We start from the raw sequence: 16,428 nt of genomic DNA, 5'->3' as shown, positions 1-16,428 counted from the left end.
CTCTTCCCCTCTCCGCATGAACCCACAAGCCCACCTGCTCTGGAAAGCGCCCCGCTGGGCCTTGGCGGTGTTGCTGGCGGTGCTGGGGATGCTGGGGCCGTTCTCCATCGACACCTACATCCCCGCGTTCTCGGGCATTGCCACGGCACTGGGAGCCACACCCGTGCAGATGCAACAGACGCTGTCCGCCTACCTGTTCGGCTTCGCGTTCATGAGCCTGTTCCATGGTGCGCTGGCCGACAGCTTTGGCCGCAGGCCGGTGATTCTCTGGGGCATCGCAGTCTTCACACTGGCCTCGGCGGGCTGTGCGTTGTCGCAGACCATCGGGCAATTGGTGTTCTTCCGGGCATTGCAGGGCCTGTCCACGGGCGCAGGCATCGTGGTGTCGCGCGCCGTGATCCGCGACATGTTCCCGCCCGCCCAGGCACAGAAGGTGATGAGCCAGGTCACCATCTACTTTGGTGTGGCCCCGGCGATTGCCCCCATCGTGGGGGGCTGGTTGTTCGTACACCTGGGCTGGCACAGCATCTTCTGGTTTCTGACCCTGGTGGGTGTGGCGCTGTGGACCGCCAACTACCGCCTTTTGCCCGAGACCTTGCACCACGAACACCGTCAGCCCTTCAACATGCGCCACCTGATGCGCGGCTATGTGCAGCTCGGATCAAGTGCGCGGTTTGTGTTGCTGGCCCTGGCCAGTGGCGTGCCGTTCAACGGCATGTTCCTCTACGTGCTCTCTGCACCGGCCTTCCTGGGCGAGCACTTGTCGCTAGCACCCACACAGTTCTTCTGGTTCTTCGTCCTGACCATCTCGGGCATCATGGGCGGCGCCTGGCTCAGCGGGCGCCTGGCCGGACGCATCCCGCCCAAGCGGCAGATACGCCATGGTTTTCTGATCATGTGCACGGTGGCGGTACTCAACCTCGCAGCCAACCTACTGTTTCCCCCGCACGCCTGGTGGGCCTTGCTGCCCATCGCCATCTTTTCATTCGGCTGGGCACTGATGGTGCCTGTGGTCACGCTGCTGGTGCTGGACCTGCATCCGGAACGCCGGGGCATGGCCTCGTCAATGCAAGCCTTTGTGGGCTCCAGCGCCAATGGTCTGGTGGCCGGCCTGATTGCCCCCCTGGTCATGCACTCCACGGTGCTGCTGGCACTGGCCTCGCTGCTGATGATGGGCATTGGACTGGTGGCCTGGATCTATCTGCACCACCGCTGGCCCGACATCGGACGCACGCCAGTGCACCTCTGAAAGGCCCGAAAGGCCTGCAGGGTCTGTGGGGCGGCCCCACCGTCAGCCCGCTGCCCATGCAGTGGCAACGAAGGGCGCATCAGGTCCCGGACGGGTGCCGACGATCCACGCTCTTCTGCTGGTAGTACCGGTTTTTCTCGGCGTACATGGCCTGGTCGGCCCGATTGATCGCAGCCTCCACTGCATCGCCAGAATGGCAGCTGGCGATGCCCATGGCCAGGCTCAGGTGCTGGCCCGGATAGAACTGATTGTTCAGCTCCAGCATCGAGATGATGCGCTCCTGCAGCGCGTGGGCGCCGCGCTCGTCGGTCCCCGGCAGCAGCACGGTGAACTCGTCGCCGCCGATGCGGGCTGCACAGGCGGGCGCATCCACAGCCTTGGCCAGCACTTCGCCCACACGGCGCAGCATCGAATCACCCGCCGCATGGCCTTGCTCGTCATTGACCACCTTGAGGCCATTCAGGTCAATGGCGATGACGGACAGAGGCCAGGGCCCTTTGCGCGTGAGCCGGTTCAGCTCTTCGGCATAGAAGGCGCGGTTGCGCAACTGGGTGAGTACATCGTGTTTTCCCAGGTATTCGAGGTAAGCCTCGGCCTTCTTGCGGGCCGTGATGTCCACCAGGGACAGGAGCACCAGGCCCCAATCATGCCGATGGCTATCGAGCACCGAGAATTGCATGTGGATGTTCACCGCATCGCCCGACAGTGAGTAGTTCACCACCTCGCGCTGCTGGAAAGTCTTCCCCTCCCACAGGTCCTGCAGCTGCTCGGCAAACGACTCATGCATTTCGCCACGGAACACGCGGCCAATACTGTTGAGCAACATGTCCTTGCTGGCGGCACCGAACATGCGCAATGTCTGCTGGTTCACATCGATGACGCGGATCTCCTGCATGCAGCGGGCCACGAAGTCGGGGTGCACCTTGAGGAAGGTCTTGAAGTCGCCGATGCCCTGGGCACGCACGCCATCGAGCAAATTCTTCACAGCACTGAAGTCCTCCACCCAGAGCGAGACCGGCGAATGCTCGAACAGGTCGCGCGCGTACTGTTCGCTGCGCCGCAGGCGGCGCGCTGCCTCCAGTTGCTGGGTGTTGTCCTCCAGAGAGACCAGCACGCGGCTCCAGTCGGCCTCATGGCCAGGCAATATGCGCGCACGGACCAGCACGTCCAGGCGTCGGCCGTCGAGCGCGTAGTTCACCGTCTGGTTGGCAAACTCCATCTGCCCGTCCCACAACTGCGCCAGTTCATGCGCCGCAGTGTCGTGCCGGTCGTCGCGAAAGACTTTGTCGAGGTTGGCTTCCAGATGCTGCAGGCTGTCGGCCGAGAACAACTCCAGCGTGCGCCGATTGACCTGCAGCACACGCAGCGACGCACTGCATTGGCGCAGGCGGTCCGGGTCTTCGGCCAGATGGGAGCGTATGTCCGTCACCCCTTGCGCGCGCCAAGCATCGAACAGGCGTTTGAGTTCGCTGAAATCCTCCAGCCATAGCGACACGGGCGCCAACTCGAACATGTGTTCGTAATCGGCCCCCGAGGAGAGAGAAGACACCACAACAAATTCCTCCGTGGTCAATTATTGACGACACGGCCCGTAAAAAGCAGAGTGCTCGCACTGCAGCCACAAAAAAGGGCTGGCACCTTGCGGTGCCAGCCCTTTTTCGGACGGAGCGCTCAAAACGCCCCACCTTTGTCTATCGATCAGCGTGCGGGGCGCGCTGGGCGCTTGCGCGCATCGTGGGCCACAAAGGGCTTGCCACCGCCACCCGCAGGCTTGGAGAACGCAGGCTTGCGCGGCGCGAAATCGCCACGCGGTGCGCCTGCATCACCACGGGGGGCAAAGCCACCACGGCCCGCATCGCCAAAGCCTGGCTTGCGACCATACCCTTCGCCTTCGCGGCGAGGCGCAAAACCACGGTCAGCACCACGGTCGTCACGGCCGCCGAAGCCGCCACCATCGCCACGGGCGGGAGCGCCACGGTTGTCACCACGGCCCGCAAAGCCACCACCAAAACCGCCGCCGAAGCCACCACGGTCAGGGCCGCCACGGGCTGGGCCGTTAAAGCGGCCGCGCGATGGGTTGTCACGGTTGTCGTACGAGCGGCCCTGGCCACCACGGCCGCCGAAGTCGCCACGCGGTGCCTGAGGGGCACGTTGCGAAGGCTCCATGCCAGGAACCACTTCAGCCTTGAATTGCTGGCGGCTGTACGACTCAATGTCGTAGATCTTGCGACGATCGCGGAACTCAGCGAACGTCACAGCCAGTCCATCGCGGCCCGCACGGCCGGTACGGCCGATGCGGTGGGTGTAGTCCTCTGCCTTCATGGGCAGGCCAAAGTTGAACACGTGGGTGATCGTGGGCACGTCGATGCCACGGGCTGCCACATCGGTCGCCACCAGGATCTGCACCTGGCCACTGCGCAGCGCCATCAGGCGGCGGTTGCGCAGGCCCTGGCTCAAGGCACCGTGCAGGGCCACGGCCGAGAAGCCGTCTTGCTGCAGGTCGTTGGCCAAGCCGTCGCACTCCACCTGGGTGCTGGCAAACACGATGGCCTGGTTGATCGTGGTGTCACGCAGCCAGTGGTCCAGCAGCTTGCGCTTGTGCTGGGCATTGTCGGCCCAGTACAGCACCTGCTTGATGTTGGAGTGCTTCTCTTGCGGGGAATCGATGGTCACCTTCTGCACGGACGAGCCACCGTCGTGCATCACGCGCATGGCCAGTTGCTGGATGCGGGGAGCGAAGGTGGCGCTGAACATCATGGTCTGCTTGCGCTGTGCGGTCAGCTGGTTCAGCTCGGCCAGGTCGTCCGAGAAACCCAGGTCCAGCATGCGGTCGGCTTCGTCCACCACCAGGAACTGCACCTTGTCGAGCTTGATCTGCATCGAGCGCTGCAGGTCCAGCAGGCGGCCAGGGGTAGCGACCACTAGGTCGGCGTTCTGCAGCTTGGCGATCTGCAGCTGGTAGGGCATACCGCCCACCACATTGGCCACACGCAGACCACGGCAGTGCTTGACCAGATCGATGGCGTCGTGCGCCACCTGCTGGGCCAGTTCACGCGTGGGGCACAGGATCAGGGCGCCAGGGGTGGCAGCCTTGAAGTTGCGCGAGCTGGTGGGGTCCTTGCGCTTGGCGCGCTTGGGGGCTGGCTCGCCACGGGCAGCCGCCTCGGCCACAGCGCGTTCGAACGCGGCGCGCTCTTCGGCTTCGGCCACGGCCTGCTGTTGGATCAGCGTGTGCAGCACAGGCAGCAGGAAGGCGGCGGTCTTGCCGCTGCCCGTCTGGCTGGAGACCATCAGGTCAATGAACTTGGAGGCATCGCTGCCCATAGCCAGAGGAATGGCCTTGCGCTGCACGCTGGTGGGCTGGGTGTAGCCCAGGTCAGCCACGGCTTGCACGAGTTCTGGTGCGAGGCCCAGTTCGACGAAGCCATTGGGCTCGGCCGTCACGGCTGCATCGCCTTCCGCAGCGGCGGCCACCACAGCGTCCAGGGGGGAAGACTGCACGGAAACGTCGGCAGCAAAGGAGGTATCGGCAGGCGCGAATTCGCCCTGCACCAAAGAGGTGTCGGTCATGATTTTTCTCTCACGAAGACGGTCGCGGGCGCTGCCCACGATTGGCTTCGTCAAATGGTTAAAAAACATCAACCATCAAACGAAACCTGCGCTGGCTCTGGAAAATCAGGCCGATGCGGGTGGGCTGTTATTCGCCAGTCCTGCACTGCCGGCTTACATTTGCATGTGGGCAGTGGGCTGGCAAGCCCGGTGTGTGAGGGGAGATGCACAAACTGCGAGGCGGATTTCCTGCGCAGCCCGCAATTATGACACGGTTAAGGGTTTCCCCGCAATACCCTTCAAATGCGCAGCCTGCCAAAGGAGTGCCCCGGGCCTACGCCCTCACCCACTCGCCGCCCCACTGCAGGGACGACCTATACCGCGCACGCACCGAGGGCGCTCCTGGCGCCAAGCGATTCAGGGGGTTTTCACTTCCACGGACAACAGGTGCTGGCGGTAGTGCGCCAGCTCATCGATGGACTCGTGCACATCAGCCAGCGCCGTGTGCTTCTGGGCTTTCTTGAAACTGGTGTAGGCCTCGGGCTTCCAGCGCTTGGCCAGTTCCTTCAGCGTGCTCACATCCACATTGCGGTAGTGGAAGAACTTCTCCAGCTTGGGCATGTAGCGCACCAGAAAACGGCGGTCCTGCCCGATGCTGTTGCCACACATGGGGGCTGTGCCCTTGGGCACATATTGACCCAGAAACGCGATGATCTGCCGCTCGGCCTCTTCCTCGGTCACCGTCGAGGCCTTCACCTTGTCGATCAGGCCGCTGCGGCCGTGGGTTCCCTTGTTCCAGGCATCCATCTTGTTCAGCAATTCATCCGATTGGTGGATGGCAAACACCGGGCCTTCGACACGGGGGTCCAGGCCCGGGCCCGTCACGACCACGGCAATCTCCAGAAGGCGGTCCGTATCAGGCTCCAGGCCGGTCATTTCACAATCGAGCCAGACCAGGTTCTGGTCGGATTTGGCGAGCGTCGCAGGGGTGGGGTTGTTGGCTTCTGACATGGCGCGCATTGTCGCCGATGGCCTAAACTCGCCGCACATGCCCACCCCTGACGCCTTCTCTCCTTCCATGCTGCTCACGCTGGCCTTTGCTTCGGCGCTGGTCCTGGGCCTTGCGCTCAAATTCTGGCTGGCTACACGCCAAGTGCGCCACGTGGCCCGCCATCGCGCTGCCGTGCCCGCACCTTTTGCCGAACGCATCCCCCTGGCGGCCCACCAGAAAGCCGCCGACTACACCATCACAAAGGCTCGCCTGGGGCTGCTGGAGATGGCCTTGGGCTGCGTGGTGCTGCTGGGGTGGACCTTGCTCGGAGGCCTGGACGCACTGAACCGCACCCTGCTCGATGCCATGGGGCCCGGCATGGGACAACAGATGGCTCTGCTGGTGGCGTTTGCCGCCATCGGTGGCCTGATCGACCTGCCCCTGTCGCTGTACCAGACCTTTGTGATCGAAGAGCGCTTTGGCTTCAACAAGATGACCTGGCGCCTGTGGCTGGCCGACGCGGCGAAGGGCCTGCTGGTGGGCGCCCTCATCGGCCTGCCGATTGCCGCACTGATTCTGTGGCTCATGGGCGCGGCCGGCCCGCTGTGGTGGCTCTGGGCCTGGTGCTTCTGGATGGGCTTCAACCTGCTACTGATGGTGATCTACCCCACCTTCATCGCGCCGCTGTTCAACAAGTTCCAGCCGCTCGAAGACGAATCCCTCAAGGCCCGCGTCACAGCCCTGATGCAGCGCTGCGGCTTCTCGGCCAAAGGCCTGTTCGTGATGGACGGCAGCCGCCGCAGCGCCCACGCCAATGCCTACTTCACAGGCTTCGGCGCGGCCAAGCGCGTGGTGTTCTACGACACCTTGCTGAAGCAGCTGGCCCCGGGCGAAGTCGAGGCCGTGCTGGCCCATGAGCTGGGCCACTTCAAGCACCGCCACATCATCCAGCGCATCGTGGTCATGTTTGGCCTCAGCCTGGCCGGTTTTGCGCTGCTGGGCTGGCTCTCCACCCAGGTGTGGTTCTATACCGGGCTGGGCGTGCGCCCCAATATCTCGCTGGACCCATCCATGGCGGCAGCCCCCAACGATGCCCTGGCGCTGCTGCTGTTCATGCTGGTGGTGCCCGTGTTCACCTTCTTCATCTCACCGCTGTTCTCGCAGCAATCGCGCCGGCACGAGTTCCAGGCCGATGCCTATGCGGTGGCCCAGGCCAGCGGCGCCGATCTGGCTTCGGCCCTGCTCAAGCTGTATGAAGACAATGCCTCCACGCTCACACCCGACCCGGTGTACGTGAAGTTCTACTACTCGCACCCGCCCGCCACCGAACGGCTGGCACGCATGCACACCACCCCTGCCCATCCATGACCACCACCATGCTGAAGAAAAAAGACTGGTCTGCGCTCGCCCGCCGTGCGCTGACCGCTACTGAAGTTGTAGCAAACCTCGCCAAGCTCGAAGGCTGGAGCCTCAGCGGCGACGGCGCAAACGTCGCCATCGAGAAGACCTACCACTTCGCCAATTACTACGAGACCATCTCGTTCGTGAACGCGCTGGCCTTCGTCGCCAATGCGCAGGATCACCACCCCGACCTCTCGGTGCACTACAACCGCTGCGTGGTGCGCCTGAACACCCACGATGTGAACGGCATCTCCGCGACCGACTTCGAGTGCGCCACCCAGTTCGACGCATTGGTCGCGCTGTGACACAGGCCCACCATGGCTGAACGCAGCGCCCTCATGGAAGGCACCGTGGTAGCCAGCCATGGGCGCCACTGCATGGTTGAAACCGCCGACGGCGAACGCCGCATCTGCCACCCCCGGGGCAAAAAAAGCCAGGCCGTGGTGGGCGACCGGGTGCTGTGGCAAGCCCCCCCACCCGGCCAGGGCGAGGAAGGCACCATCGAGAAGGTGCAAGAGCGGCGCAACCTGTTCTACCGCCAGGACGAGATCCGCACCAAGTCGTTTGCGGCCAACCTGGACCAGGTGCTGATCCTGATCGCGGCAGAACCCGTGTTCTCCGAGAGCCAGCTCGCCCGCGCCCTGATCGCGGCCGAGGCCGAAGGCATCAAACCCCTGATCGGCCTCAACAAAAGCGACCTGGTGGAGCCCTTTGCCCGCGCCTGGGAACGCCTGCTGCCATACCGCCACATGGGGGCAGGCACGCACTATGGCGTGCTGCCCTTGTCGCTGGCGCTGTCCAGCGATGTGGACCGCGCGCTGCTGATGGAACACCTGCGCGGCAAGACCACGCTGGTGCTGGGCCCCTCAGGCTCGGGCAAAAGCACACTGATCAACCTGCTGGTGCCAGGCGCCACCGTACTGACGGGCGAAATCTCGCAGGCGCTCAACTCCGGCAAACACACGACCACCAGCACGCACTGGTACTGGATGGATGCGGAGCGCACCACCGCGCTCATCGACTCACCAGGGTTCCAGGAATTCGGCCTGCACCATGTGGCGCCCATGCAGCTCGCCGCCTGCATGCCTGACATCGCAGAACACGCCACCGACTGCAAGTTCTACAACTGCACCCACCTGCACGAGCCCGGCTGTGGTGTGCTGGATGCAGTAAAAAACGGCCCCTCCGCGCACGGGATAAGCCCGACTCGCTATAAAATTTATAGCGATTTGTTTGAAGAGCTGAGCCACACGCGTTACTGACGTGGGGCCTGCACCAGGGGCGCCCGGCACTAGGGCGTGCCATCAATCAATATCCCCACGCGAAAGCCAGCCAGGCCGTGCAGTGCTAGGCGTCCTGAGTGCCGTGTAGCTTGGCTACACAAGCGAAGGGCAACGACGCAATGCGTGGCCTGGCTGGCTTTCCCTTCGGGCTGACCCCGCAATGCGGCGTCTGCTTTGTCGCGTGGCTTGCCCATAGATGACTATGGGCTGCGCCCCGCTTCGCGCATCCATCCGCATTGCGGGGTCAGCGCGTGGGGGTATTGATTGATGACACGCCCTAGCCCAGCAGGCGGGCCAGTGTGAGCAACGCCAGCAGCAGCATCCAGACCACCACGGATCGCCACACCAGCCCCACCACACTGCGCAGGTGGCCCACCTCGGGCTCACGGCCAGGGGTGGCATCGCTGTCGCCCATGTCGGCGTCGATCTCCAGCCCTTCAGGCGCCTGCGTTTCGGTGCGCGATTTCAGAGCCTCGCCGCCCAGGCGCACATTGATCGCGCCCGCTGTGGCGGCGAGCACCACGCCGTCGTTGTCATTGGGGAAGCGCTGTGCATGAAAGCGCCAGCCCTCGATCGCTTCCTCGAAGCTACCCACCACCGCAAAGCTCAGCGCCGTGAGCCGCGCTGGCAGCCAGTCCACCACGGTCCAGGCCTGGGCGCAGGCCTTCTGCAGAGAGGCGCTGGCGGGCTGCGTGCCCGCGCGCTGCCGGTAGTGCCAGTAACGTGAAACAAATTCGGCCAGGCGGTACAAAACCGCCCCCGTGGGCCCCAGCCCCAACGCGGCCAGCACCGAGAACCAGGCCAGCACACCAAACACGTGGCGGTGGGCGGCCAGCACCGAATACTCGATCACATGGCGCACGATCTCGCTGCGGGGCAAGGCCCCCACATCCACCTGCTGCCAATCGGCCAGACGTTCACGGGCCGCATCTTCGTCACCCTCTTCGAGCGCATCACGGATGCCCGTGAAATGGTGGCTGAACTGGCGGAACCCCAGCGTGACATACAGCACCGCCACGCTCCAGAGCACCGCAAACGGCCACCCCAGGCCCCACAGCAGCGCCCAGTGGATGGCCAGGGTGATCACGGCCGGGAGCAGCACCGCGAGGCTCCAGGCCACCCAGCCATGGTGGGGTTTGCCCGCATCGAAATTGCGGCTCACGGACAACGCCCACGCCCGCAAACCCGCATGGATAGGGTTGCTGCGAGCCAGGGGGCGGGCCTGCTCGATCAGCAGAGCGAACAGGATGGCGAAGAAACTCATGGGGGGCAATGATACTGGCGCTTCGCCCCCCTGCACCCTTTATGTGCGAGTCGGATCAGGCCTGCATGAAACGGTAGAAATTGCGCAGCATGCCCGCCGTCGCGCCCCAGATGAAATGGTTCTTGCGGTTGTCCTGGTAGGGCATGGAGAACCACTCACGGTGCACACCGTCCAGGTCGAACACATGGCGCCGGTGGTTGGCGGGGTCCAGCAGGAACGCCAGCGGCACCTCGAACAGGTCCGCCACCTCATAGGGATTGGGCTGCAGCACACAACCCGGCCGCACCAGCGCCACCACCGGCGTGATGATGAAGGACGAGCCGGTGACATAGGTTGGCAGAGTGCCCAGCACCTCGACGAATTCGGGTGCCAGCCCCACCTCTTCCTGGGCCTCACGCAAAGCCGTGGCGGCGGGCGTGGCGTCGCCAGGGTCTGCCCGCCCGCCCGGGAACGCCACCTGCCCCGAGTGCGTGGACAAGTGAGCCGTGCGCTCGGTGAGCAGCACCGTGGGCTGCTCGCGCAGCATGATCGCCAACAGCACCGACGCGTGGGCTGGCTCGCGGTTCATGAACTTCTTCTCCAGCAGCACCTCGGGCTCCCAGCGGGGCGGGTGCGCAAACCGCGCGCGCAGGGCCTCGGGCGTCTGCGCCGCCGCAGGCACGGCGGGCAGATGCGCATCCACGCCCACCACCGGCACCAGGCGGGGGTCGAAATCAGGCAGGCTGGACAGCGGCGCAACCACGGACGAAACGGCGGGGGCGGGAGAAGATGCGTTCACTCAAAAATTTCGGTTCGGGTTCAGGTTTGGATTCAACAGGCCAAAAAACAAAAAGCCGCTACAGGCTGATGCTGTAGCGGCTTGTCAGGGCAGGCCCTCGCCTTGCTTGGATTAAGCGGCGGTGGCAGCAGCAACCTTGACGCGTTGTGGCAGCTTTTCCTTGATACGTGCCGACTTGCCGCTGCGGTCACGCAGGTAGTACAGCTTGGCACGGCGCACGTCACCGCGGCGCTTGACTTCGATGCCAGCGATCAGCGGGCTGTAGGTCTGGAACGTACGTTCCACGCCTTCGCCGCTGGAGATCTTGCGCACGGTGAAGCCGCTGTTCAGGCCGCGATTGCGCTTGGCAATCACCACGCCTTCGTAGGCCTGCACGCGCTTGCGGGTACCTTCGACCACGTTCACGCTCACGATGACGGTGTCACCAGGGGCGAATTCGGGGATGGTCTTGTTCAAGCGGGCGATTTCTTCCGCTTCCAGGGTCTGGATCAGGTTCATGTTTGATGTCCAACGATCTTGTCCGCGCCAAAAATGGCTGCGTCGGGATTGACGGTTCAGTGTTTTGCGGGAGGAATCCCTGTCAAAACGGCCGGCCAGAGGATCGAAAAGCCTTTGATTATAACAATTCAGCCAAGCTTGGCCAATACCGCTTCATCCGCCGGGGCCAAACGCCCCGCCTGGCGCGCCGCGTCGATGAGATCAGGGCGGTGGCGGGCCGTGATGGCCAGCCGCTGGTCGCGCCGCCAGCGCTCGATCTGCGCATGGTGCCCGGACATCAGCGCCGCAGGCACTTGCTGCCCCGCCCACTCCTCCGGCCGCGTGTAGTGCGGGCAGTCGAGCAGACCGTCGAGCGCCGGGTTGAAGCTGTCGAGCCGGTGGCTGCCTTCGTCGTTGAGCACACCGGGCTGCAAGCGGGCGACCGCATCCAGCAAGGCCATGGCGGCGATTTCGCCGCCCGAGAGCACAAAGTCCCCCAGGCTCATCTGCACATCCACATGCGCGTCGATGAATCGCTGGTCAATGCCTTCGTAGCGGCCACACAGCAGCACGGCGCCCGCACTGGCAGACCAGCGCTCCACGGCAGCATGGTTGAGCGACACCCCGATGGGTGAAAAAAGCACCAGCGGCGCCCGGCCCTCTTCCGGCTCGGCCCGCTCCACACGGATGGCCGCAAGGCACCGCTGCAGCGGCTCGGCCATCATCACCATGCCGGGGCCACCGCCAAACGGACGGTCATCCACCCGGCGGTAGTTGCCTTCTGCATGGTCGCGCGGGTTCCACAGGCGCACATCGACCTGGCCACTGGCATAGGCGCGGCGGGTCACGCCACTCGCCAGAAAGGGCGCAAACAGCTCGGGGAACAGGGTGATGATGTCAAAGCGCATGGTGCAGGGCGCAGGGGAGCGGTATTCGGTCAGTAGTCCGGCTGCCAATCGACCGTGATGCGCTTTTCGGGCAAATCCACCTTGTCCACAAACGCCGAGACAAAAGGAATCATGCGCTCTTGCGCCTTGCCGTCCTGCTCGTAGGCCAGCACCAGCACGGTCTGGGGGCCCGTGGACATCAGCTCCTGCACCTGCCCGAGCGCCACGCCTTCGCGATTGACAACCGACAGGCCGATCAGATCGACCCAGTAGAACTCGTCTTCCGAGGTGGAAGGGAAACTCGACCGGGGCACAAAAATGCGCGCGCCGCGCAAGGCCTCAGCGGCATTGCGGTCATCAATGCCCTGCGCCCAGGCCACCACGGTGTCGGAATGGTCCTTGGCCTGGCGAATGGACAGCAGCACCGTGCCGGCAAATGCCTTGGCACCCCGCTCGGATGGCTGCAGGTACCAGCGCTTGGACGCGAACAGCGCCTCGGGGCTGCTGCTGTGGGACAGCACCTTGAACCAGCCCTTGACGCCCCAGGCATCGGCAATGCGCCCCACTTCAACGGCATCGGGCGGCAGCTCTGCGGGTTCGAGGGTCAGGGGAGTGGTGGCCATGGCGGGGGTGATTCCAGAATAGGAAAAGGGCGGGTTCCGCCAGACAAGCCGACGGAACCCGCCCTTTTCAGGGAGCTTTAAGCAGCCTTCTTGGCGGCTTGCTTGATCAGGCGGTCCACCGTGGGGGAGGACTGGGCGCCAACGCCCACCCAGTAAGCCAGACGGTCTTGCACGATGCGCAGGCCTTCTTCGGTTTCCTTGGCGGTGGGGTTGTAGAAGCCGATGCGCTCGATGAAGCGGCCGTCACGGCGCACGCGCTTGTCAGCAACGACGATGTTGAAGAAAGGACGGCCCTTGGAGCCGCCGCGGGAGAGTCGAATGACGACCATGATTTATCCTTCGGGTGGTGAACTCCGGCAACATTTGCCGAAAGCCACAGTGTTCGCAACCATATTCGCAACGCTTGAGACACGCGACATGGCCACCCGGCCAGCGACACGCTGCAAAGCCCGCGATTATATCCATTTCCTCCAAAATGCCCACCATCCGTCCCAGCACCGACAGCGATATCCCTGCTATTACCGCCATTTACCAACACCACGTGCTCCACGGTACGGGCACTTTCGAGATCGATCCACCGTCTGAAACCGACATGGCGGGCCGCCGCGCCGACGTGCTGGTGCGTGGCCTGCCCTGGCTGGTGGCCGAGCAGGACGGGCAGGTGCTGGGGTTTGCCTACGCCAACTGGTTCAAGCCGCGCCCGGCCTACCGTTTTTCGGCCGAAGACTCGATCTACGTGGCCGACAGCGCCCGTGGCATGGGCCTGGGCCGCAAGCTGCTGGCCGAGCTGGCCGTGCAGGCCGAAGCCGTGGGCGTGCGCAAGCTGCTGGCGGTGATTGGCGATTCGGCCAACGCGAGCTCCATCGGGGTGCACCGGGCATTGGGGTTCACCGACGTAGGCGTGATGCGCTCGGTAGGCTGGAAGTTCGGCGCCTGGCGCGACATCGTGCTGATGGAAAAAACCCTGGGCGCGGGCGACACCACCTCCCCCGAATGACACGATGCCCCGCATGAAGAACAAGACCCTGGCGGCCTGGCTCGCTTTTCTGGGTGGGCCGCTGGGCCTGCACCGCTTTTACCTGCACGGCATGTGGGACCTGATCGGCTGGCTGCTGCCCCTGCCCACGGCACTGGGGGTCTACGGCATCCAGCGTGTGCAGCAGTTTGGCCAGGACGACCACACCAGCTGGATGCTGATCCCGCTGCTGGGCTTCACCATCGCGGGCTGTGCGCTGCAGGCCATCCTGTTTGCCCTAAAGACACCCGAAGTCTGGAACGCCCGCTACAACCCCCACGCTGCGCCCGACGCTGCACCCGGCCGCACGGGCTGGATCACCATTGCCGCCATCGTGGCGTCGCTGATGATTGGCACGGCGGTGCTGATGGCCAGCATCGCGTTCAGCTTTCAGCGCTACTTCGAGCACCAGATCGAGGAAGCCCGCAAGATTTCCCAATGAAATCGGGGCCTTGCGCCTGATAGATAAGCGCAATTAGCTATAAAAAATATAGCGATTTGGCAACCCACCATCCGCTGACTGGCAGCGGATGGCGGCGGGCCTTCAGAAAATCTGCAGGCTGATCCAGTACGCCACGGCGGCCACAAATGCGCTGGCCGGAATGGTCAGAATCCACGCCCAGACGATGTTGCCTGCAACGCCCCAGCGCACGGCGCTGGCGCGCTGCGTGGAGCCCACACCGACGATGGCGCCGGTGATGGTGTGGGTGGTGGACACCGGAATGCCCAGCGTGGTCGCGAGGAACAGCGTGAGCGCCCCGCCCGTTTCGGCGCAGAAACCGCCCACGGGCTTGAGCTTGGTGATCTTCTGGCCCATGGTCTTGACGATGCGCCAGCCGCCGAACATGGTGCCAAGGCCAATGGCCACGTAGCAGCTCACGATGGTCCAGGTGGGGGGTGAGGCATCGGTTGCCGAGGTGTACCCCGTTGCGATCAGCAGCAGCCAGATGATGCCGATGGTCTTTTGCGCGTCATTGCCACCGTGGCCCAGGCTGTAGGCCCCTGCGGACACCAGCTGCAGGCGGCGGAACCATTTGTCCACCTTGCTCGGGCGCGTGCGCCGGAAGATATGCGCCACCGCCACCATCATGATGGAGCCCAGCATGAAGCCGAGCAGTGGCGAGACGAAGATGAAGGCCACGGTCTTGAGGATGCCGGTGGACACCAGCGCGCCCGCCCCGGCCTTGGCGATCACCGCGCCCACGATGCCGCCGATCAGCGCATGCGACGAGCTGCTGGGGATGCCGTAGTACCAGGTGATCACGTTCCAGGTGATCGCGCCCACCAGGGCGCCGAACACCACATGGGTGTCCACGATGCCGGGCTGCACGATGCCCTTGCCCACGGTGGCCGCCACGCTCAGGTGGAACACGAAGATCGCGATGAAGTTGAAGAATGCCGCGAACAGCACCGCCTGCGCGGGCTTGAGCACGCCGGTGGAAACCACCGTGGCGATCGAATTGGCGGCGTCGTGGAACCCGTTCATGAAGTCGAACAGGAGCGCCAACGCCACGAGCAGAACCACAACCCACAGGGCCGTCTGTATGGTTTCCATGCTGGTCAGCCTGTGGGGTTCAGGAGTTTTCGAGGACGATGCCCTCGATGCAGTTGGCCACGTCCTCGCACTTGTCGGTGATCGTTTCCAGCAGCTCGTAGATGGCCTTGAGCTTGATAACCTCGCGCACATCGGGCTCTTCGCGGAAGAGCTTGCTCATGGCGCTGCGCATCACGCGGTCGGCGTCGGATTCGAGCTTGTCGATCTCTTCGCAGGTCTTGAGCGCGGCCTCGGCCACGGCCGGGTCGGCAATCTTGTCGAGCAACTTGACGGCATCGCGCAGGCGCTCGCAGCACTTGAGGCTCAGGTCCGTGAGGCGGGTGATTTCTTCCGTCATGTGGCGCACGTCGTACAGCGCCATGGTCTCGGCCGAGTCCTGGATCAGGTCGGCCACGTCGTCCATGGTGTTGATCAGCGTGTGGATCTGCTCACGGTCGATGGGGGTGATGAAGGTCTTGTGGATCGCCTTGTTCACCTCGTGGGTCACGCGGTCAGCGGCACGCTCGGCGTTGTCCACGTCCTGGTTGTACTTGTCGCGCAAGTGCGGATCACTGTAATTGGCCACCAGCTGCGAGAAGGCCCGGGCCGCCTCGACGATGCGGTCCGCATGCTGGTTGAACATTTCGAAAAAATTGCCTTCGCGTGGCAACAGCTTGGCAAACAGCATGGGAGAGGCTCCTGGAACGGGATCGAATTTTGAAAAAAGGCAAAGCCATGACAGAACCATGACTTTTTCGTGACCCAGGGAGTTTAACCGTCCACCCCCGACGGGCCGATGCCTGCGCAGCATGCGGTCATGCGCCGGGGCAAGCCCTGGCGCGCGCGCGGCTCAGGCGCTGCGGAAGATGAAGTACACCGCGCCAACCAGGCACAGCCCCGCCCAGAGGTAGTCCCACTTGAGCGGCTGACCCATATAGAACACCGCAAACGGCACAAACACCCCCAGCGTGATCACCTCCTGCATGATCTTGAGTTGCCCGACGTTGAACTGCGTGTAGCCGATGCGGTTGGCAGGCACTTGCAGCAGGTACTCGAACAGTGCAATGCCCCAGCTCACCAGCGCGGCGGTGTACCAGGGCGAAGACGCCAGGCTCTTGAGGTGCCCGTACCAGGCAAAGGTCATGAAGACGTTGCTGGCAATGAGCAGCAACACGGTCTGGAGCGAAACGGGCAGGGATTGGAGGGTGGACATCGACGGCCTCGGCCAAGAGGGGCTGAACAAGGGCCGGATTATGAACAAAAATGGCACTCTGCGCGCGACAGGCAAGCACTTTAAGCTACAAATACGATAGCAAATATCTGCTTCCCCGCTTGCAGGGGGCAGAAAAAAAGGCACTGCCGGAGGGGGCAGTGCCT

18 protein-coding genes are annotated in these 16,428 nt (G+C 63.9%); 6 read left to right on the top strand and 12 right to left on the bottom strand.

Annotation, left to right across the window (positions count from 1 at the left end; all coding sequences use genetic code 11):
* The first annotated feature begins 16 nt into the window (after positions 1-16).
* Positions 17-1,249, top strand: a complete 1,233-nt coding sequence (locus ACYZGB_RS09990; protein ID WP_462388069.1) for a multidrug effflux MFS transporter — start codon at positions 17-19, stop codon at positions 1,247-1,249.
* A 79-nt stretch (positions 1,250-1,328) separates the two neighbouring features.
* On the opposite strand, the gene ACYZGB_RS09985 is transcribed toward ACYZGB_RS09990, so the two are convergent.
* The 3 genes from ACYZGB_RS09985 to orn all read right to left on the bottom strand — a co-directional run bounded on the left by ACYZGB_RS09985 (position 1,329) and on the right by orn (position 5,809).
* Positions 1,329-2,801 carry a sensor domain-containing diguanylate cyclase gene (locus tag ACYZGB_RS09985; RefSeq protein WP_462388068.1) on the bottom strand — a complete coding sequence of 491 codons (1,473 nt, stop codon included), beginning with the start codon at positions 2,799-2,801 and terminating at the stop codon, positions 1,329-1,331.
* Between the two features lie 146 nt (positions 2,802-2,947).
* On the bottom strand, positions 2,948-4,819 hold the full coding sequence (locus tag ACYZGB_RS09980) for a DEAD/DEAH box helicase (protein WP_462388067.1): 1,872 nt from the start codon (positions 4,817-4,819) through the stop codon (positions 2,948-2,950).
* Between the two features lie 396 nt (positions 4,820-5,215).
* Positions 5,216-5,809 carry an oligoribonuclease gene (gene orn, locus ACYZGB_RS09975; protein ID WP_462388066.1) on the bottom strand — a complete coding sequence of 198 codons (594 nt, stop codon included), beginning with the start codon at positions 5,807-5,809 and terminating at the stop codon, positions 5,216-5,218.
* 37 nt (positions 5,810-5,846) lie between these two features.
* Here orn and ACYZGB_RS09970 point away from each other — a divergent pair, with 37 nt between their 5' ends.
* Genes ACYZGB_RS09970 through rsgA form a run of 3 tightly spaced genes read left to right on the top strand, consistent with a single transcriptional unit; the run spans position 5,847 to position 8,452 of the window.
* A complete protein-coding gene (locus ACYZGB_RS09970; RefSeq protein ID WP_462388065.1) occupies positions 5,847-7,157 on the top strand; it encodes a M48 family metallopeptidase in 1,311 nt (436 codons plus the stop codon).
* On the top strand, positions 7,154-7,495 hold the full coding sequence (locus ACYZGB_RS09965; protein ID WP_462388064.1) for a 4a-hydroxytetrahydrobiopterin dehydratase: 342 nt from the start codon (positions 7,154-7,156) through the stop codon (positions 7,493-7,495). The genes ACYZGB_RS09970 and ACYZGB_RS09965 overlap by 4 nt, the downstream gene beginning before the upstream one ends.
* 12 nt (positions 7,496-7,507) lie before the next feature.
* Positions 7,508-8,452, top strand: coding sequence for a ribosome small subunit-dependent GTPase A (rsgA, locus tag ACYZGB_RS09960; RefSeq protein ID WP_462388063.1), 945 nt, complete (start codon positions 7,508-7,510; stop codon positions 8,450-8,452).
* 298 nt (positions 8,453-8,750) lie between these two features.
* Here rsgA and ACYZGB_RS09955 read toward each other — a convergent pair whose 3' ends face one another.
* From ACYZGB_RS09955 to rpsP, 6 genes are all read right to left on the bottom strand, one after another.
* Positions 8,751-9,737, bottom strand: a complete 987-nt coding sequence (locus tag ACYZGB_RS09955; RefSeq protein ID WP_462388062.1) for a CobD/CbiB family protein — start codon at positions 9,735-9,737, stop codon at positions 8,751-8,753.
* 55 nt (positions 9,738-9,792) lie between these two features.
* On the bottom strand, positions 9,793-10,515 hold the full coding sequence (locus ACYZGB_RS09950) for a CoA pyrophosphatase (RefSeq protein WP_462388061.1): 723 nt from the start codon (positions 10,513-10,515) through the stop codon (positions 9,793-9,795).
* Positions 10,516-10,626: 111 nt separating this feature from the next.
* Positions 10,627-11,013, bottom strand: coding sequence for a 50S ribosomal protein L19 (rplS, locus tag ACYZGB_RS09945; RefSeq protein ID WP_099729610.1), 387 nt, complete (start codon positions 11,011-11,013; stop codon positions 10,627-10,629).
* Between the two features lie 128 nt (positions 11,014-11,141).
* On the bottom strand, positions 11,142-11,900 hold the full coding sequence (gene trmD / locus ACYZGB_RS09940; protein ID WP_462388060.1) for a tRNA (guanosine(37)-N1)-methyltransferase TrmD: 759 nt from the start codon (positions 11,898-11,900) through the stop codon (positions 11,142-11,144).
* A 29-nt stretch (positions 11,901-11,929) separates the two neighbouring features.
* Complete coding sequence (gene rimM, locus ACYZGB_RS09935) at positions 11,930-12,502, bottom strand: ribosome maturation factor RimM (protein ID WP_063461300.1); 573 nt, start codon at positions 12,500-12,502, stop codon at positions 11,930-11,932.
* Between the two features lie 77 nt (positions 12,503-12,579).
* Positions 12,580-12,831, bottom strand: coding sequence for a 30S ribosomal protein S16 (gene rpsP / locus ACYZGB_RS09930; protein ID WP_063461301.1), 252 nt, complete (start codon positions 12,829-12,831; stop codon positions 12,580-12,582).
* Between the two features lie 146 nt (positions 12,832-12,977).
* On the opposite strand from rpsP, the gene ACYZGB_RS09925 reads away from it, so the two are divergent.
* Both ACYZGB_RS09925 and ACYZGB_RS09920 read left to right on the top strand, forming a co-directional pair.
* Positions 12,978-13,499: an N-acetyltransferase family protein gene (locus ACYZGB_RS09925; protein ID WP_462388059.1), complete on the top strand. Its 522-nt coding sequence runs from the start codon at positions 12,978-12,980 to the stop codon at positions 13,497-13,499.
* Between the two features lie 13 nt (positions 13,500-13,512).
* Positions 13,513-13,959: a TM2 domain-containing protein gene (locus ACYZGB_RS09920; RefSeq protein ID WP_462388058.1), complete on the top strand. Its 447-nt coding sequence runs from the start codon at positions 13,513-13,515 to the stop codon at positions 13,957-13,959.
* Positions 13,960-14,061: 102 nt separating this feature from the next.
* Here the strand turns inward: ACYZGB_RS09920 and ACYZGB_RS09915 are convergent, their stop codons facing one another.
* From ACYZGB_RS09915 to ACYZGB_RS09905, 3 genes are all read right to left on the bottom strand, one after another.
* A complete protein-coding gene (locus tag ACYZGB_RS09915; protein WP_462388057.1) occupies positions 14,062-15,072 on the bottom strand; it encodes an anion permease in 1,011 nt (336 codons plus the stop codon).
* 19 nt (positions 15,073-15,091) lie between these two features.
* Entirely contained in the window at positions 15,092-15,739 is a 648-nt protein-coding gene (locus tag ACYZGB_RS09910; protein WP_055403060.1) for a DUF47 domain-containing protein, read from the bottom strand.
* Between the two features lie 162 nt (positions 15,740-15,901).
* Positions 15,902-16,264 carry a DMT family protein gene (locus ACYZGB_RS09905; protein ID WP_063461306.1) on the bottom strand — a complete coding sequence of 121 codons (363 nt, stop codon included), beginning with the start codon at positions 16,262-16,264 and terminating at the stop codon, positions 15,902-15,904.
* Positions 16,265-16,428 lie beyond the last annotated feature (164 nt).

The organism is Acidovorax sp. Q11 (assembly GCF_054950075.1).
Note: the sequence above shows the minus strand (reverse complement) of the source record. Positions and strands in the feature narration are given on the sequence as shown.